The organism is Rhodococcus sp. IEGM 27, assembly GCF_033142305.1.
Lineage (GTDB): Bacteria > Actinomycetota > Actinomycetes > Mycobacteriales > Mycobacteriaceae > Rhodococcus_F > Rhodococcus_F oxybenzonivorans.
Map to the genome: position 1 here is coordinate 1,308,560 of NZ_JAWLSG010000001.1, position 17,188 is coordinate 1,325,747.

The 17,188-nt window shown below is 66.0% G+C and carries 16 protein-coding genes; 9 read left to right on the top strand and 7 right to left on the bottom strand.

Going from position 1 to position 17,188, the window contains the following annotated elements; translation table 11 throughout:
* The first annotated feature begins 98 nt into the window (after positions 1 to 98).
* From uraD to R4P95_RS06140, 6 genes are all read left to right on the top strand, one after another.
* Positions 99 to 611, top strand: a complete 513-nt coding sequence (uraD, locus tag R4P95_RS06115; protein WP_317743895.1) for a 2-oxo-4-hydroxy-4-carboxy-5-ureidoimidazoline decarboxylase — start codon at positions 99 to 101, stop codon at positions 609 to 611.
* Positions 611 to 940 (top strand): hydroxyisourate hydrolase, encoded by a 330-nt coding sequence (uraH, locus tag R4P95_RS06120; RefSeq protein WP_159919078.1) that lies wholly within the window; start codon positions 611 to 613, stop codon positions 938 to 940. Before uraD ends, uraH begins: the two co-directional genes overlap by 1 nt.
* A 2-nt stretch (positions 941 to 942) precedes the next feature.
* A complete protein-coding gene (gene pucL, locus R4P95_RS06125; RefSeq protein ID WP_213574244.1) occupies positions 943 to 1,872 on the top strand; it encodes a factor-independent urate hydroxylase in 930 nt (309 codons plus the stop codon).
* A 69-nt stretch (positions 1,873 to 1,941) separates the two neighbouring features.
* Positions 1,942 to 2,751 (top strand): FAD binding domain-containing protein, encoded by an 810-nt coding sequence (locus R4P95_RS06130; protein ID WP_317743896.1) that lies wholly within the window; start codon positions 1,942 to 1,944, stop codon positions 2,749 to 2,751.
* Complete coding sequence (locus R4P95_RS06135; protein WP_317743898.1) at positions 2,748 to 5,483, top strand: molybdopterin-dependent oxidoreductase; 2,736 nt, start codon at positions 2,748 to 2,750, stop codon at positions 5,481 to 5,483. The genes R4P95_RS06130 and R4P95_RS06135 overlap by 4 nt, the downstream gene beginning before the upstream one ends.
* 121 nt (positions 5,484 to 5,604) lie before the next feature.
* Complete coding sequence (locus R4P95_RS06140) at positions 5,605 to 7,011, top strand: guanine deaminase (RefSeq protein ID WP_317743901.1); 1,407 nt, start codon at positions 5,605 to 5,607, stop codon at positions 7,009 to 7,011.
* Positions 7,012 to 7,014: 3 nt separating this feature from the next.
* On the opposite strand, the gene R4P95_RS06145 is transcribed toward R4P95_RS06140, so the two are convergent.
* Positions 7,015 to 8,313, bottom strand: coding sequence for an NAD(P)/FAD-dependent oxidoreductase (locus R4P95_RS06145; protein ID WP_213574252.1), 1,299 nt, complete (start codon positions 8,311 to 8,313; stop codon positions 7,015 to 7,017).
* A gap of 152 nt (positions 8,314 to 8,465) precedes the next feature.
* On the opposite strand from R4P95_RS06145, the gene R4P95_RS06150 reads away from it, so the two are divergent.
* Positions 8,466 to 9,383 carry a LysR family transcriptional regulator gene (locus R4P95_RS06150; protein WP_213574254.1) on the top strand — a complete coding sequence of 306 codons (918 nt, stop codon included), beginning with the start codon at positions 8,466 to 8,468 and terminating at the stop codon, positions 9,381 to 9,383.
* A 22-nt stretch (positions 9,384 to 9,405) separates the two neighbouring features.
* On the opposite strand, the gene R4P95_RS06155 is transcribed toward R4P95_RS06150, so the two are convergent.
* The 4 genes from R4P95_RS06155 to R4P95_RS06170 all read right to left on the bottom strand — a co-directional run bounded on the left by R4P95_RS06155 (position 9,406) and on the right by R4P95_RS06170 (position 12,657).
* Complete coding sequence (locus R4P95_RS06155) at positions 9,406 to 9,831, bottom strand: hypothetical protein (protein ID WP_317743902.1); 426 nt, start codon at positions 9,829 to 9,831, stop codon at positions 9,406 to 9,408.
* Positions 9,832 to 9,922: 91 nt separating this feature from the next.
* Positions 9,923 to 11,146, bottom strand: coding sequence for a globin domain-containing protein (locus R4P95_RS06160; protein ID WP_317743903.1), 1,224 nt, complete (start codon positions 11,144 to 11,146; stop codon positions 9,923 to 9,925).
* A 1-nt stretch (position 11,147) separates the two neighbouring features.
* The gene (locus tag R4P95_RS06165; RefSeq protein WP_317743904.1) at positions 11,148 to 11,621 is read right to left on the bottom strand and encodes an Rrf2 family transcriptional regulator; all 474 of its coding nucleotides are present in this window, start codon (positions 11,619 to 11,621) and stop codon (positions 11,148 to 11,150) included.
* Positions 11,622 to 11,715: 94 nt separating this feature from the next.
* The gene (locus R4P95_RS06170) at positions 11,716 to 12,657 is read right to left on the bottom strand and encodes an alpha/beta hydrolase (RefSeq protein ID WP_317743905.1); all 942 of its coding nucleotides are present in this window, start codon (positions 12,655 to 12,657) and stop codon (positions 11,716 to 11,718) included.
* A gap of 225 nt (positions 12,658 to 12,882) precedes the next feature.
* On the opposite strand from R4P95_RS06170, the gene R4P95_RS06175 reads away from it, so the two are divergent.
* Positions 12,883 to 13,455, top strand: coding sequence for a nucleotidyltransferase family protein (locus tag R4P95_RS06175; protein ID WP_317743906.1), 573 nt, complete (start codon positions 12,883 to 12,885; stop codon positions 13,453 to 13,455).
* A gap of 78 nt (positions 13,456 to 13,533) precedes the next feature.
* Here the strand turns inward: R4P95_RS06175 and R4P95_RS06180 are convergent, their stop codons facing one another.
* The gene (locus R4P95_RS06180) at positions 13,534 to 14,355 is read right to left on the bottom strand and encodes an ABC transporter permease (protein ID WP_374436226.1); all 822 of its coding nucleotides are present in this window, start codon (positions 14,353 to 14,355) and stop codon (positions 13,534 to 13,536) included.
* Positions 14,352 to 15,308: an ATP-binding cassette domain-containing protein gene (locus R4P95_RS06185; RefSeq protein ID WP_213574264.1), complete on the bottom strand. Its 957-nt coding sequence runs from the start codon at positions 15,306 to 15,308 to the stop codon at positions 14,352 to 14,354. The genes R4P95_RS06180 and R4P95_RS06185 overlap by 4 nt, the downstream gene beginning before the upstream one ends.
* 216 nt (positions 15,309 to 15,524) lie before the next feature.
* On the opposite strand from R4P95_RS06185, the gene R4P95_RS06190 reads away from it, so the two are divergent.
* Complete coding sequence (locus R4P95_RS06190; RefSeq protein WP_317743908.1) at positions 15,525 to 17,171, top strand: LuxR C-terminal-related transcriptional regulator; 1,647 nt, start codon at positions 15,525 to 15,527, stop codon at positions 17,169 to 17,171.
* The last annotated feature ends 17 nt before the right edge of the window (positions 17,172 to 17,188 follow it).

A 17,188-nucleotide genomic window follows, 5' to 3' on the forward strand; every position in this document is an offset into this window, starting at 1 on the left:
CAAATCGCTCGGGTGTAACTGGATCGGTAAGTCGACGCGCCACCTGTGCGCCTTTGTGGTAGCCAGAGGTACCAGAAAGGCGCACGGGAGGAGCACCGATGATCGAACCGCCCGGCCTGAGCACAGTGAACGAGTGCAGCGACGAGCAGGCCGTCGCCTTGCTGACCGAGTGTTGTTCGTCGACGGCGTGGGCGCGCCGGGTGGCCGCCGCGCGGCCGTTCCGCACGGCCGAAGAGCTCTATACCCGCGCCGACGAGGTTCTCGCCGAACTCACCGAAGCCGAGATCGACGAGGCGTTGGCCGGGCATCCGCGCATCGGCGACCGCCCCGACAACGCGTCGTCGGCGCGTGAGCAGTCCGCAGTCGCTTCCGCCGACCGCGAGTTGCGGGCGAAACTTCGCGCGGGAAACGAGGAGTACGAGAGAAAGTTCGGACACGTCTACCTCGTGTGCGCGTCCGGACGTTCCGCGCAGGAACTGCTCGACGTGCTGCACCGACGCCTCGACAACGACAGCAGCACCGAGCGCAGGGTTCTACGGGCGGAACTCGCCGCGATCAACCGGCTGCGTCTCGTACGGTTGCTGAACCACTCCACCGAAGGAGGACGTTGATGACCAGAATCCTCAGCACGCACGTGCTGGACGCAACGACCGGTGAGCCGGCAGCCGGACTTCACGTGCGACTCGAATCCCTCGAGGGTGAACCGATCGCCTCCGCGATGACCGGCGTCGACGGCCGCATCCCCGAGATCGCACCCGAGGGCCTGATCGCGGAGACGTATTGCCTCGTGTTCGACACCGGTGACTATTTCGGTCGGCGCGGCCAGGACACCTTCTACCCGGTGGTGACCGTCACCTTCGAGTTGAGATATCCCCAGCGTGGCTACCACGTTCCGTTGTTGTTGTCCCCCTACGGCTATTCCACCTATCGCGGGAGCTGAACGTGAGTAATCCGAACAACGGCCCCCACCTCGGGGGCAAGATCGTCCTGGGTAAGAACCAGTATGGGAAGGCCGAGAACCGGATCGTCCGAATCTACCGCGACACCCCTCGGCACGAGATCCGGGACGTGAGCGTCTCCACCTGTCTCCGAGGTGACTTCTCAGCCGCTCACCTCGAGGGTGATCAGAGCACCGTGCTGCCCACGGATAGTCAGAAGCAGACCGCCTTCTCCTACGCGAAGGAGAAGGGACTCGATTCCATCGAGGAGTACGGACTGGCGTTGGCGCGGCATTTCGTGAACGACGTCCAACCTGTCGAGGGCGCGCGCATCGAGATCGAGGAGTACTCGTGGGCGCGGGCCGTGGTCGAGGGTGCCGAGCACGATCACACCTGGGTGCGGAAGGGCGAGGAGGTGCGTACCGCGGCCGTCACGGTCGACGCCGAAGGAACATGGGTGGTCGGGGGCCTGAAGGATCTGGTGATTCTCAAATCCACGGGTAGCGAGTTCTTCGGGTTCCTGAAGGACGAGTACACCGTCCTCGAAGAGACCCACGACCGGGTGATGGCCACGTCACTCGTCGTGCAATGGCGGTTTGTCACCACCGAGGTCGACTGGAACAGCGTGTACACCGACATCAAGGAACAGATTGTGTCCACATTCGCGACGGTGCATTCGTTGGCCCTGCAGCAGACACTCTACGAAATCGGCAAGGCAGTCCTCGAGCGCTGTCCCTTGCTCGCGGAGGTGCGTCTGTCTGCGCCCAACAAGCACCACTTCGCGCACGACCTCGGGCGCTTCGGTGTGGAGAACGACAACGAGGTGTTCCACGCCGCCGACCGCCCCTACGGCCTGATCCAGGCGACGGTCCAGCGTTCCGACGCTCCGGACCCCGGGCCGGCGTGGTCTGCCTACGCAGGTTGGCTGAGTTGACGCCGACCGGCCCCCCGAGGAATTGCTCGTCGACGGGCGCACGGTGGTCGAGCGTGGGAGGGTGACACCGTGGACCTCTCGTTCGTCACCGACATCGCCACACCGCGCACGCGCGCGGAACTTCCCGTGCCGGAACCGGGATCGGCGTACCTGGCCGGCGGAACCTGGTTGTACTCGGAACCGCAACCGGGCCTCACCCACCTGGTAGATCTCACTACCCTGGGCTGGCAATCAGTCACGGTGCAGCCCGACGAGCTCGAGGTGGCCGCCACGTGCACCATCGAAACGCTCTGCCACACCGCATATCCCGATCAATGGAACGGAACCAGTCTGTTCCGTCCGTGCGCCGAAGCACTCGTCGCGTCGTGGAAGATCTGGCACACCGCCACCGTCGGGGGAAATCTCGCGCTCGGACTGCCGGCAGGCGCCATGATCACCGCATGCTGCGCACTCGACGCCGAGGTGCTGCTCTGGGCGCCCGACGGGAGCGAACGGCGAATCCCGGTGCTCGACTTCGTTACCGGCGCCGGGTGCACCGTGCTGAATCCGGGCGAACTGATCCGCAGCATTCATTTCCCGGGATCGGCACTCCGGAGCCGCACGACGCTCCGCAAGATCGCCTATTCACCGCTCGGCCGGTCCGGCGCACTCCTGGCGGGACGACTCGGACCGGACGGATTCACGCTCGCCGTCACCGCGTCGACCCTGCGCCCGTTCGTACTGCGCTTCCCCGACGTTCCCGACTTTCACGCACTCGACACTGCACTGGCGGAACATATTCCACTCGAGTCGTACTTCACGGACGCACACGGTGTCGCCGACTGGCGGCGCCACGTCACCGCCGTCCTCGCGGAGGAGATCAGGGAGGAACTGGCATGAAGTTCACCGTCGACGGGCAGCCGGTGAACGCCGACCCGCGGCCCGGTCAGTGCCTGCGCACGCTGTTGCGGGACCACGAGATTTTCGCGGTCAAGAAGGGGTGCGACGCCGGTGATTGCGGCGCCTGCACGGTGTTGCTCGACGGTCACCCCGTGCATTCGTGCGTCATTCCGGCGCACCGTGCCGAGGGCCTCGAGGTGACGACGGCCGCAGGGCTGGGGAGCCCCGAGCGACTCCATCCCGTCCAGGAGCAGTTCGTCGCTGCGGCCGGCTTCCAGTGCGGTTTCTGCACTCCAGGAATGGTAGTTACTGCTTCTGCGCTCACCGCCGATCAACGGGACGACCTTCCCCGCGCCCTGAAGGGAAACCTCTGCCGCTGCACGGGTTACCGCGCGATCCGGGATGCAGTCGGCGGAATCTGCACCACCGAGGACGACTCGAACGGTCACTCCTCCGGCCGTTCGATTCCTGCCCCCGCCGCCACCCGGGTGGTATGCGGGGCCGAACCGTACACCCTCGATGTCAGGGTCCAGGGATTGCTCCACGTCCACGTCCTCGGCAGCCCGCACGCCCATGCGCGGATCACCCGCATCGACACCGCCGCGGCGGAGGGAGTGCCCGGCGTCCACGCGGTACTCACCCACCGAGACAGCCCGGACATCGCCTTCTCCACCGCACGTCACGAACTGCGCACCGACGACCCGGACGACACCTACGTCTTCGACACCGTGCTGCGGTTCGTCGGACAGCGTGTCGCGGCGGTGGTCGCCGACTCGGTCGACATTGCCCGCCGCGCAGCGGAATTGATCGACGTCGACTACGACATTCTGAAGCCTGTATTCGACCCGGACCTGGCACACCGAGCAGGCGCGCCCCTGCTCCACTCCGACAAGGGCGCCGAGTCGCGCATCGCGGATCCCACCCGCAACCTGGTGGCAGAGTTACACGGTGAGGTCGGCGACCTCGAGGCGGGACTCGCGGCGGCCAGGGCGTCGGGTGCGGTGGTCGAGGGGACGTGGCAGACGCAGCGCGTGCAACACGTCCATCTGGAGACGCATTCCGCGATCGGCTGGCTCGACGACGAGGGGCGCCTGACCCTCCGGAGCAGCACTCAGGTTCCCTTCCTCGTACGCGACGAACTGGCACGACTCTTCGCGCTGGACCGTTCCGGGGTCCGGGTGTTCACCGCCCGAATCGGCGGTGGATTCGGCGCCAAACAAGAAATGCTCGTCGAGGACCTCGTTGCACTTGCGGTTTTGCGCACCGGTAAGCCCGTGCAGTATGAATTCACCCGCTCGGACCAGTTCACCACCGCGCCGTGCCGCCATCCCATGCGGGTCGCGGTGCGGGCCGGGGCCGATGGAGAAGGAAGGCTGACTGCGCTCGCCGTGGACGTGCTGTCGGACGCCGGAGCCTACGGGAATCATTCCGCGGGGGTGATGTTCCACAGCTGCGGAGAGTCCGTCGCGCTGTACCGCTCCCCCAACAAGCGGGTCGATGCCCGAGCCGTCTACACCAACAACCTGCCGTCGGGCGCCTTCCGCGGATACGGGCTCGGACAGGTCATTTTCGGTATCGAGTCGGCGTTGGACGAGCTTGCCCGAAAGCTGGGCATCGACCCCTTCGACTTCCGCCGCCGCAACGTGATCGTTCCGGGGGACGACTTCGTCGAAGCCGAGGTGGCGCACGACGACCTCACCTACGGGAGTTACGGGCTCGACCAATGTCTCGACCTCGCCGAGGCAGCCCTGCGCCGGGGCAATGGAGTTACCCCACCCAGGGGCGCGCGATGGAAAGTCGGCGAGGGCATGGCGGCGTCCATGATCGCAACCATTCCGCCGCGTGGGCACTTCGCGGAAGCGTCCTGCACTCTCGTCGCGGGCGGCCACTACGAAGTGCGGGTAGGCACCGCCGAATTCGGCAACGGAACCACGACCGTGCACGCGCAGCTCGCGGCAACCGCGCTCGGCACCACCACCGATCGAATCATCATCCGCCAGTCCGACACCGACCTCACGGGGCACGACACGGGAGCGTTCGGGTCGGCCGGAAGTGTGGTTGCCGGAAAGGCAGTCGATCAGGCGTGCAACAGTCTGCGCGCACTTCTGTCCGAAACCGCGCGCCGCATCGCCGGAGTCGCCGAGGACGCGGAATGCTCGCTGACACCGGAGGGCGTCCGGATCGGCACCCAAGTGATCGAATGGGACAAGCTCGCAGCCGAGGGCGTTCTTCGAGCCGAGGGTCGGCACGACGGCACTCCCCGCTCAGTGGTCTTCAACGTGCATGCATTCCGGGTCGCCGTCGACATGGTCACCGGTGAGGTACGAATTCTGCAGTCGGTCCAGTCCGCCGACGCAGGGACCGTCCTCAATCCGCAGCAGTGCCGTGGGCAGGTCGAGGGAGGCGTAGCTCAGGCGATCGGCAGTGCGCTGTATGAAGAGATCCGCCTCGACGGCGCCGGAACGGTCCTGGGACCTCAGCTGAGGAACTATCACATCCCTCAACTGGCCGACATTCCCGAGACCGAGGTGTATTTCGCGGACACCTACGACCAATTAGGTCCACTGGGCGCCAAATCCATGAGCGAGTCGCCGTACAACCCGGTGGCCCCGGCCTTGGCCAACGCCATTGCCGACGCCACCGGCGTTCGCTTGCGACGGTTGCCGATGACTCCGGCACGGGTGTGGCGAGAGATGACCACGGCCCATGTCGGTCACATCGAGGCCCCGTAGCCCGTCCCGGTTGTGCACTTGCAACTGTTCGTACGGTTGGGTGCTCGGTCTGTTTCGCCACGATATGGGTCGGATCGGTGGCATTGTGAGTACTGGCCGCTACTGGACGGGAGTTCATCACATGGCAACGCACATCCACCTCGGGCACATCTTCCACATCGCCGGCGCACCGACAGTGACCGAAGCCGCGGCCGCTCTCGTATCGATTCCCGACGGCGCACTGGTCCTGGACGATTCCGGGCGAATCGCGTTCTGCGGCGACCGAACCGAGATTCCGTCGGAATATGAGTCCGGCACCGTGCACGACCACCGGCCGGGGTTCTTGTTGCCGGGGTTCGTCGACACCCACATCCATTTCCCGCAGACCTACGCCGGCGACTCCTACGGCGGCGGACAACTGCTGGAATGGCTGACCCTGTGCATGTTCCCGTCGGAAACGAAGTTCGCCGATCCGGAGTTCGCGCAGCAAGCGGCCGTCGAATTCACCCAACGTCGCATCTCGGCGGGCACTACGGCCGCGATGGTATTCGGGTCGGCGTTTCCGCATGCACAGGACGCCCTATTCACCGAGACGAAGAAGGCCGGTCTTCGTATCGTCAGCGGCCGCGGCATTCAGACTGTCGGTATCGGCACCGCCCAGCCACTGATGACATCCGAAGACGATGCGATCCGGTTGACCCGCGAAGAGATCGACAAGTGGCACGGCGCGGACACCGGTGATGTCGCCACCGCACTGTTGCATGTGGCTATCGTCCCGCGGTTCTCGTTGTCGGTGACGACCGAGACCCTGAAAAACCTCGGGGAACTGTACGACGAAGTACGGGACCGTGGGGTGTATGTGCACTCGCATCTCAACGAGAACAATCGCCCGGGAACCGGAGAGGTGGACTCGACCAAAGAGGTGTACGGGGTGAATTCATACCTGGACACCTACGACGGGAAGTTTTTGCCCGGCTCCCAGGTGGGCGGGAAGAGCCTGCTGGGCCGACGTACCATCCTCGCGCACTGCGTGCACTGTCAGGATGTCGAGCTCGAACGGATGGCCGAGACCGGTACGTCCGTCTCGCACTGTCCGGTCTCGCAGCTGTTCCTGGGATCCGGAACGATGCCGTGGAAGCGGACGGTCGCCTCGGGTGTCAACATTTCCGCGGGCACAGATTTCGGCGGCGGCGACGAATGGTTGATCCCGCGGGTGCTCGGCGATGCGTTCAAAGTGCACATCAACGAACCCGGGGACGACGGAGTATCGATGCATCCGGCCGAAATGCTGTTCATCGGTACCCTCGGCGGTGCCAGAGCCTTGGACATGGAGAACCGATTCGGTAACTTCGACGTCGGTAAGGAAGCCGACTTCGTCGTCGTCGATCCGTCCGGCACCCCGGCGCTCGACGGGCTACTGCGCCACGGCATCCGCGCCGCCGACCCCGCCCTGGCCCGCGATCAGACCCTGTTCGCGCTCTTGATGGGGATACGCGATACCTCCATCGCCGAGGTCTATGTCGCGGGCCGGCGGGCCGGGGCGTCCTGAGTTCTAGGCCGCTCGGTCCAGCTCGTTCGAGTCGGCAGGTTCGATCTCCTGCGCGTAGTGGAAGTGCGGGCGCCGATGACCGAGGAACGATCCACACCACGACATCACTGCCACGTAACGGTTCCGGAATCCGACCAGGTAGACGAGGTGGACGGCAAGCCACAGGAACCAGGCGAGTACACCGGTCAACTCGATCTTGCCGACGCGGGTGATCGCGCGGAACCGGTTGATGATCGCCATGCTGCCCTTGTCCCGATAGGTGAAGGGTGTTCCGCCGGCCCGCTTTCCGTTGATGATCGCCGCGACGTGACGGCCACCCTGCATCGCGAACGGCGACTGAGCCGGCAGGTTGTTCAGCGAAGCCATGTCGCCGATGGCATAGATGTCGTCGTAGCGGCCCACGGTGAGGTCCTCGTCGACCAGCAGTCGACCGCCGCGGCCGGTCTCACACCCGGTCCGTTCCGCGAGCACCGCCGCGAAGTCGTTGGCCTGAATGCCGGCCGACCAGATGATCGTCTCCGCCGTCAGTCGCTTCTCGAACCCGTTACCGGGCGACGACAGAGTGGCACCGTGCTCGTCGATATCGGTCACCATGGTGCCGAGGACCACCTCGACCCCTGCACGCTCGAGGGAGTCCTGCGTGTACTTGCTGAGCTTGCCGCCGAACACGGGCAGCGTCTCCCCCGCACCCTCGACGAGGGTCACGGTGACGTCCTCGGCGGTAACGTCCCGCAGCGACTTCTCGAAGTAGCGTCCCGCCAGTTCCTTGATCTGACCTGCCAGTTCGACCCCGGTGGGCCCCGCGCCGATCACGATGAAGTGGAGCAGATCCCGGCGACGTTCCGGGTCCGACGTAGTGTGCGCCTCTTCGAAGCAGCGGACGATCTGGCGGCGCAACCGGTCGGCGTCGGCGACCGTCTTGAGGGCGTACGTGACCTCGGCGAACTCGTCGCGGCCGAAGTACGCCTGACGAGCACCCGTCGCGGCGATCAGAGTGTCGTAGCCGAGGGTGTGGCGAATCCCGCCTGCCTCGTAGACCACCTCGCGCTTGTCCGGGTCGACGTCGACGACACGGCCGAGCCGGACGTCACCACTGGGATACTTGGCGAGGATGGCGCGGATGGACGGCGCGATCTCGCCGGGCGAGAGCACACCAGTGGCCACCTGGTAGAGCAGTGGCTGGAAGAGGTGCTCGGTGGTCTCGGAAATCAGCACGAACGGCGTGCCTGCCTTGCCGAGCTTCTTCGCTGCCGCGAGGGCGCCGAAACCCGATCCCACGATGACGACCTGTGTGCGATCCACCGAAAACCTCCTCTGCCAGCGTTCCTGTGCTTAGCGTTGCGTATGAGCCCACCTTATGGATCCGATGAGCCTGATTGCCAATAACCTGGGGAAATCGAAATTGTGTTATCTCGATCGCTCATAAATGCTCGTCGACGCTGTAGCCTGGGGTCATGGAGTTCCGGCAGTTGCGCTACTTCCTCGCGGTCGGTGAAGAAGGCAGTTTTTCCCGCGCGGCGGAGCGATGCTTCATCTCGCAGTCGGCAATCAGCCACCAGATAGCCAAGCTCGAGCACGAACTCGGCACGGCCCTACTCGAACGGTCCACCCGTGCGACGCGCCTGACCGCGGCCGGCGAACGCCTCATGCCGATCGCGGCAGAAATGATGAGCCTCGAGGCGCGCGCACTCTCGGTGGGACTCGACCCCCGCAATCGGCTGCGAATCAGCGCCAGCATGAGCTTCGCCACCCAAAGCCTGGAGGCGATATCCCTTGTGCGCGAGGAGTTCCCACAGCTCGACATCGAATTCGTCATCAAGGATTTCACCGACCGCATGACTGCGGTGGCGTCCGGTGATGCAGACCTGGCCCTGATCCGCGGCGGCGTCGACAGACCAGGACTCGAAACAATCGAATTCGGCCTCGAGGATCTGGTGATCGTCACCTCGGCTCAACATCCGCTGTCCAAGTTTTCGACCGTCGACCTCAGCGAACTGGCACCCTATCCGCTCCTGCTGCCGCCGCGCAGTAGTCAGGTGCTGATCCACACCGTGGTCGAGGATGCCTTCCGGCAAGTCGGGCAACGCGTGAAGCTCGGGCCCTCGATTCCCAGCGACCACACGGCCACCCTCGACGTCCTCACCACTCCCCTGTCGTGGACCGTGTTGTACGCCGACACCGCCGACGCGACTCCCCGGCGCGGGCTCAGTTTCATGCGCGAATCGCACGACCTCCTGCGCATCCCGGTGTGCGGGGTAGTCCGCAGCGGAACGGCAACCCGCCCCGAACTCACTCACTTGTTCCGCGCCCTCGCGCAGTCGATCGCAGGATCACGGGGAGCTGCCGACGCCGAATCCCCAGCCGACAGTTAGGCCGGCAGGATCGGCGCGCAACCTACTGGCCGAGGAGGAATATTCCGGTGATCAGGAGGGCGAGCACCTTCAAAAGCTCCAATCCGACATACACCCAGTGTGCGCGAGAGCGCGGGGCTTCTTCACCGGCAAGGATCCGGTCGGACCGACGCGTCAGCGTGGGCCGCACAACGGCCAACTGCACGACGAGCACCGCGACCGCCGCAATCGCCACGACTATGACATGGACGGGTGGGGCGTCGACGACGATCGCGGCAACCAGTGCTGCCGCCCACAGCATTTCGATGAAATTGAGGGCACGGAAGACGAGTCGACCGATACCCAGTCCCACTCGAACCGTGACCCCGGGTGCCCGGAACTTCAGCGGCGCCTCCACGAACGAGATCGCCACCACCATTCCGAGCCACACGAAGGTCACGGCGACTGCAACGGCGTGCGCGGTAGTCATCTGATGCCCTTTCCGGTGCAGTCGAACTCACCCGCCACCGAGACGGCTGCACACCCTGCTCGTGTACCGAGGTGTGCGGGTGAGGTGCAGTTCATGCCGGGGCGGCCGCCCAGCTGTCCGGGCCGAAAACCTCGTAGTAAATGTTCTCGGCCGCAACATCTTTCTCGAGCAAGGCTTCGCGCATGCCCAGCATGAAGGGCAGCGGCCCACAGAGATAGGCCCGGGTGCCGGGGGCGACGGTGATCTCCCCGAGGTCGGCTCGCCCCTTCCGCAGGTCCGCCTCGGGGCGACGCGCGCCGAGGTCCTCGTACCAGCGGTGCATGACCGCGAACGGCAGCCGCTCGACGAGTTCGGTCAACTCCGCCCGGTGGGCGTGGTTACTGGGCGAGCGGTCGGCGTGCAGCACCGAGATCGGGCGGGTGTCCTCGGTGTCGGCGAGGTGGCTGAGCATGCCCATCATCGGCGTACACCCGATGCCGGCCGAGATCAGCAGCAGCGGCGCGTCGTCGTCCTGCAGAACCAGGTCACCGAACGGGGTCGTCACGTCCAGTAGGTCATTCTCGAAAACATTGCGGTACAGGAAGTTCGACACTTCGCCCGCGGGCGAGTGCGATCCGTCCGACAGCAGCTGCCCGTCCACCCGCTTGACGGTGATCCGCCAGTCCTCGTGCGACGGAGCGGACGAGAGGCTGTACTGGCGGATCTGCCGGGCTCCGTCGGAAAGGTGAACTCCCACCGACAGATACTGCCCCGGGGCGAAGGCGGGCAGGGACGCACCGTCCACTGAGGTGAGCACGAAGGAGACGGTGTCGGCGGACTCGTGGCGGCGCTCACGGACACGCACCTGCCGCCAGACGTCACCGGCCGCGACCCCCGCTGCGCGGTAGAGACCGGCTTCCATCGCGATCAGGGTCTCGGCCATCGTCCAGTACACCTCGTCCCAGGCGGCGGCCACCTCCGGAGTGACAGCGTCACCGAGCACCTCGACGATGGCGTCGAACAGATGGGTGTGCACGATCGCGTACTGGGCGGGCTCGATTCCCAGCGAGGCATGTTTGTTCGCGATCCGAGAGAGGATCAAATCGACGCGCGCCTGATCGGGTTCCAGCTGCAGAGCCGCGAACGCGGCGATCGCCCCCGCCAACGCTTTCTGCTGACCACCCTGCTTCTGGTTGCCCCGGTTGAACAAGTCGCGTTCGAGGTCGGGGTGGGCGGCAAACATCCTGCGGTAGAACAGGCTGGTGATGTCGCCGATGGCGGCACCGACCACGGGCAGCGTGGCGCGGATGATTTCCGTGGAAGTGGGCGAGAGCATGTCATTCTCCGATCGCGGAAGAGAACTGGAAATCTGTGTCGGCCGGCCGGGGCAGTCCGAGCAGGACGGCGCGGGTCGGTGATTGGGTGAGGTCGTCGATGGTGACAGTGTCGAGCGACGCGAAAAACGCTTCCTGCGCACGGCGCAGCGCCGACCGCAGCCGGCAACCCGACCGCAGCGGACACGGCTGGGCGCCTTCGCATTCGACCACCTCCCCGTCTCCCTCGAGGCGGCGGGCGAGCCACCCGACAGAGGCGGTGCGGCCGAGTTCGGTGATGGCGAGGCCGCCCCCGCGGCCGCGGCGCGCGTCGACGATGCCGAGTTCAGCGAGCCGGGTGATCACTTTTGTCGCGTGCGTGTAGGACACCGCCAATTCCTCGGCGACCTGACGGCTCCCCGGACGGTCCCCCTCTGCCGCGACGGCCAGGCGCATGACGACCCGCAAGCCGAGATCGGTGAACCGGGTGAGCTGCATGACCTGAACGTACATTAATTCGCAACTCGGATGCGAGTTATGTGAGTGAGGTTACCTGCCGGCTGCCGGCGACACCCGGAAAGGAGCGAAGACGCTAGACGAGCCCGTGCCGGTCGATCCAGGTCAACACGTGTTCGAGTACAGCGTCCGGCGTCTCGAGTTGTGGGGTGTGCCCGACGCCGGGCAGTACGACGGTGTCCCACCGCGGGTTGTCGGCAGCGACCTTGCGCGCCGCGGCGACCGGAACCAGGCGGTCGCGGTCACCGTGGAGCAGGAGAACCGGTTGTTCGAGGGCGCGCATGGCCTGCAGGTAACGCTGCGGACGCGCCATCACCCGCATCAGTGAACGGCTCGCCTGCAGGAACGCGGCATCTTGCGAGGGCTGCTCGCGCCGGTACTTCGCCAGCTCGGTCGCTGCCTCGAGGACGTCCTCGGAGGCCCGTGCGGGATCGGCGAAGCACAGGTCGATGACCCGCTCGACCAGCTGACGGTCGGTCATCCGCCGGCTCGAATACTGGAGGTAACGCTCCCCGACGAAGGGCGTCATGTACATCGCGAACTGCGCAGCGATCCGCGGATGCGGCATCCGTTGCGCCGCAGGAAGCGCCGGGTCGACGAGCACGAGTGCAGCAACAGCGTCGGGGTGGGCGGACGCCTCGAACATCGAGATCATGCCGCCCATGGAATTGCCCATCAGGATCACCGGTCCACCCACCACCTCGGTGAGGAAGCGGTGAAGTACCGCCACGTTGGCGGGAATCCCCGTCTGACGTTTCCCCGCCGGGCTGAGCCCGAAACCCGGGAGATCCACCGTCAGAACCCGCGTCCGTTCCGCCAACGCCGGGGCCACCCGAACCCAGTTGAGGTGGGACCCACCGAGGCCGTGCACCATCACCACCGGCAGCGACCCTGCGTGCGGATCGCCGTACTCGACCCAGTGGACGGGTCCGTCGATGTCGATGACACTGCCCGAGCCACCCCACGACCGCGCGAACGTCTGACCGGCCGGCGAGCCGCCTCGTTTCGGATCAAGCATGCGTCCATCCCCTTCGATGCGTCGTCTCGGCGTCGCGCCTCTCGCTGTCCGGAGGCCGGAGGCCGGTGCCGGTCAGTCTACGACCGCTGTTCCCCCAGGACCCGGAGCCAACTTCTCGAAGGAGAAGTAGCGTGAACGCGTGCCGTACTCAGCTGCCAGTTCCGAGGACGCCGACAGCGAGCCGATCGCGGTGTCGACGGCCGAGCGGGCCGCGGTCGTTCAGCCGTGACGATCGGGGGCGTGCTGCTCGCCGCGGGGGGTGGCTCGCGGATGGGTATGCCCAAGGCGCTCGTCGTCGGCGGCGACGGAGAACCGTGGCTGGGGCGTGGCGTGCGCATCCTCGCGGAGGCCGGGTGCCGTCCCGTCGTCGTAGTCCTCGGCGCCCGCGCCGACGAGGCCGAGAGTCTGCTACCCGACGGCGTACCGGTGGTCGTGGGTGTGGCAAAAGACTGGCAGCGGGGCATGTCGGCGTCGCTGCGACGAGGTTTGGAGGTTGCGGAAACGTTCGGCGACGTCGACGCCGTCGTCATCACCCTCGTCGATCTGCCCGACCTGGACGCCGACGCTGTACGCCGTATCGCCTCCGTTCCGCCCGGCAGCGCACGATCCGCCTTGCGGCAAGCCCGTTACACCGACGCACCCGGACATCCCGTCCTCATCGGCCGCGACCACTGGAAAGCTCTACGCCACAGCCTCACCGGCGACACCGGCGCGAGGCAGTACCTCGCCGCTCACGGAGCCGAGACGGTCGACTGCTCCGACCTCGGAACCGGCCGGGACGTCGATTCCCGCGATTAATTGCAGCCCCGTGGCCCTTCCCCCGTTGGTGCAACAGCGCAGCGGCAGTCACCGGGAGCAGCGGCAGCCGGCGACGAGTCAGCGGCTGACTGCCTTCTTGTAACGCCGGATCGCGAACGGAACGAAGATGACGAGCAGTACCGCCGTCCATGCCAGCGAGGCGATCACGGGATTCTGCAATGGCCAGGCGTCGGGAACTGCCATGGCGGGGTTCGTGTTTCCGAACAATTCGCGCACGGCCTGGGTGAGTGCGGACACCGGGTTCCACTCCGCGATCACTTTGAGCGGTCCCGGCAGGTTGGTGGTTTCGACGAACGTGTTCGCGACGAAGGACAACGGGAAGATGACGATGAAGCTGGCATTGTTGAACACTTCGGGCGTGCGGATCCACAGCCCCACCACCGCCATCACCCACGACAACGCATAGGCGAACAGCAGCAGAAGCAGGTAGCCGAGTACGGCCTCACCCACACTCGAGTGGATACGCCATCCGATGACGAGACCCGTCAGCGACATCACCACGAGACTGACGATGTTGATCAGCACGTCGGTGGACGTCCGTCCCAGGAGAACCGCTGACGGCGCCATCGGGAGCGATCGAAACCGGTCGATGATCCCCTTCTGCACATCCTCGACCATGCCGAGTCCGGTCCACGTCGCCCCGAAGATGACCGTCTGGGTGAAAATTCCGGCGATGAGGAACTCGCGATACGACATCCCGGGAACTTCGATGGCACTTCCGAATACGTATGCGAACAGCAGCACGAACATGATCGGCGACAGCGTGGTGAAGACGATGAGGTCGGGCACCCGTTTGATCTTGATCATGTTGCGCTTGGCGATGGTGAGACCGTCGGCGAGTGCGGTGTGCATCGGGGCGGTGGTCGGTGGTGCGGTCATGGGACTTGCTCCTCCTCGGCCTCGTGCCCGGTGAGGGTCAGGAAGACGTCGTCGAGCGTGGGCCGGCGCAACCCCACATCGAATACCTTCACCCCACGATCGGACAGCCTCCCCAGGGCCTCGACCAGTGCGTCCGAACCCCCGGACACGGGGACGGTGACCCGGCGGACGTTGTCTTCGATGGTGATCGGCCCGGCGGCCAGCGGTGTGAGTTCGTTTCGGACCACCTCGAGATCGGCACCTTCCCGGACGGTCAGTTCGATGCGCTCACCACCGACGCGATCCTTCAGCTCGTCGGCGGTCCCACGCGCGATCACGCTGCCGCGGTCGATGACGGCGATCTGATCGGCGAGCCGCTCCGCCTCCTCCATGTACTGAGTGGTGAGCAGCAGGGTGGTGCCCTTGGCCACGAGGCTGTCGATGACGTCCCACAATCCGAGCCGGGCCCGGGGATCCAGTCCGGTGGTGGGTTCGTCGAGAAAAAGAACCTCCGGTTCGGCCACCAGCGCGCCCGCCAGGTCGAGGCGGCGTCTCATGCCGCCGGAGTAACCCTTCACGGGCCGATCGCCGGCTTCCACCAGATCGAACTGTTCGAGCAACTCGCGGGCCCGGGCTTTGCTTCGCTTGGCACCGAGGTGATAGAGCCTGCCCACCATCTCGAGGTTCTCGAAACCGGTGAGGTATTCGTCGACCGCGGCGTACTGGCCGGACGCACCGATCCGCGACCGAAGAGCCCGGGCATCGTGGATGACGTCGAGACCCGCCACCCGGGCCCATCCTTCGTCCGGGACGAGAAGGGTGGTGAAGACGCGAACCGCGGTGGTCTTGCCTGCACCGTTCGGCCCCAGCAGGGCCATGACGCTGCCCGCGCGGACCGCGAGATCTACACCGCCGAGCGCGGTGACCTTTCCGTACCGTTTCACCAGCCCCTCGGCTGCGATCGCGTCGACCATCAGAACTCCCCGTTCCTCGGCGTGTGAACCCAGTGTGACTCGAGGCGCCGACAGGGTGCAGGGAATATTAGGACCCCCGCCTCCTGGTCTGCGGATCTAGAACCCGTCTTCAGGCGCGATGCGACGACTCCACAGCGACCACGCGAGGGCAGCGAGCGCGGCGGTAATCTGGATGCGAGCGCCTCCACGACACTGCGAAACCGGCAGGAGAAGGTGATGTCCGACGACACGTCGGCGCTCCGGGCCGGCCGCGAGGCCTACACCCGGCGGGACTGGAGCGTCGCCTACACCCAACTGTCGATCGCCGATCGGCATCAACCGCTCGGGGGTACGGACCTCGAGCGACTCGCGGTCGCCGCCTATCTGATCGGTGAGGACGACGCCGCTACCGAGTTCTGGACTCGGGCCGTGAACCAGTGGGGACGCAGCAGCGATCCTGTAAGTGCGGCACGCTGCGCATTCTGGCTGGGACTTGCCCTGTCCCTCAGGGGTGAGCAGGTCCGCGGTGGCGGCTGGCTGGGCAGGGCCCAGAAGCTACTGGACACCACGGGTGTCGACTGCCCCGAACGCGGCTACCTCCTGGTCCCCCTGGGACTCCAGCGCCTGGCAGAGGGAGACGGCACCGCAGCGCGGGACGTGTTCTCCACTGCAGCAGTCATCGGTGAACGGTTCGCCGACCCCGACCTCATCTCGCTGGGCGCGCTCGGGACAGGTCATGCGCTGATCGTGCTGGGGCGCCACCCCGACGGCGTTGCGGCCTTCGACGAGGCCATGATCCGGGTGACGTCCGAGGAAGTGTCTCCCATCGTCACCGGGATCGTGTACTGCGCTGTGATCGAACAGTGCCAGCGCATTTTCGACCTGCGCCGCTCGCAAGAATGGACTGCCGCACTGACGCGGTGGTGTTCGGCGCAGCCGGACCTGGTGCCCTACCGCGGCCAATGCCTCGTCCACCGCGCCGAGATCCTGCTACTGCAGGGCGCGTGGGCGGAGTCCATGGAGGCGGCCCGGCGTGCACACCGAAGACTCACCCAGCCGACGGTGCACGCCGCGGTGGGGTCCGCCAGCTATCTGATGGCTGAGCTCCATCGACTGCGCGGTGAGTTCGCGCAGGCCGAAAAGCTGTACAAGGAAGCGAACAAGTGGGGCAGGCCGCCGCGGCCCGGGCTTGCCCTGCTGCGAATGAGGCAGGGCCGGGTCGGCAGCGCGGTGGCCTGCATCCGGCGTGAGGTCGACGAGACGCTCGACCCACTCGAGCAGGCACGACTCCTCCCGGCATGCGTCGAGATCATGCTCGCCGCACACGATGTCCCGTCGGCCCGCGCCGCCGCAGCAGCACTCGACACGCTCGCCGCACGCCTCGACATCCCTTACCTCCACGCCGTGGCGGCGCAGGCTTCGGGGTCGGTTCTGCTCGGAGAATCCCGGGCGCAGAACGCAGTGGCCGTCCTCCGCGAGGCGTGGGAACGGTGGAACCTGATCGGTGCGCCGTACGAGGCGGCACGCGTGCGGGAGCTGATCGGGCGGGCGTGCCGCGAGCTCGGCGACGTGGACACCGCACGGATGGAGTTCGATCTCGCCGCCGCGATCTACCGCGACCTGGCGGCTGCTCCCGATCTGGAACGGGTACGGACGGAAGTCGGAACCGAATCCTCGGCTTCGCCCCTGACTCCCCGTGAGCTGAATGTGCTCCGCCTCGTGGCCGCGGGGAAGACGAATCGCGCCGTCGCCGCGGACCTGTTCCTCAGCGAGAAGACGGTGGCCCGGCATATGAGCAACATCTTCCTCAAACTGGGAATCTCTTCCCGCTCCGCTGCGACCGCGTATGCCTACGAGCATCGTCTCGTGGAGCCGTCTGCATAGAACTACCCATGCCGGGT

Coding starts and splice junctions, on each gene's coding strand:
- R4P95_RS06165 (WP_317743904.1), bottom strand. CDS start 11,621: ATGCAGCTCACCCGGTTCACCGATCTCGGCTTGCGGGTCGTCATGCGC.
- R4P95_RS06185 (WP_213574264.1), bottom strand. CDS start 15,308: ATGGTCGACGCGATCGCAGCCGAGGGGCTGGTGAAACGGTACGGAAAG.
- uraH (WP_159919078.1), top strand. CDS start 611: ATGACCAGAATCCTCAGCACGCACGTGCTGGACGCAACGACCGGTGAG.
- R4P95_RS06190 (WP_317743908.1), top strand. CDS start 15,525: ATGTCCGACGACACGTCGGCGCTCCGGGCCGGCCGCGAGGCCTACACC.
- R4P95_RS06180 (WP_374436226.1), bottom strand. CDS start 14,355: ATGACCGCACCACCGACCACCGCCCCGATGCACACCGCACTCGCCGAC.
- uraD (WP_317743895.1), top strand. CDS start 99: ATGATCGAACCGCCCGGCCTGAGCACAGTGAACGAGTGCAGCGACGAG.
- R4P95_RS06160 (WP_317743903.1), bottom strand. CDS start 11,146: ATGCTCTCGCCCACTTCCACGGAAATCATCCGCGCCACGCTGCCCGTG.
- R4P95_RS06170 (WP_317743905.1), bottom strand. CDS start 12,657: ATGCTTGATCCGAAACGAGGCGGCTCGCCGGCCGGTCAGACGTTCGCG.
- R4P95_RS06135 (WP_317743898.1), top strand. CDS start 2,748: ATGAAGTTCACCGTCGACGGGCAGCCGGTGAACGCCGACCCGCGGCCC.
- R4P95_RS06140 (WP_317743901.1), top strand. CDS start 5,605: ATGGCAACGCACATCCACCTCGGGCACATCTTCCACATCGCCGGCGCA.
- R4P95_RS06155 (WP_317743902.1), bottom strand. CDS start 9,831: ATGACTACCGCGCACGCCGTTGCAGTCGCCGTGACCTTCGTGTGGCTC.
- R4P95_RS06150 (WP_213574254.1), top strand. CDS start 8,466: ATGGAGTTCCGGCAGTTGCGCTACTTCCTCGCGGTCGGTGAAGAAGGC.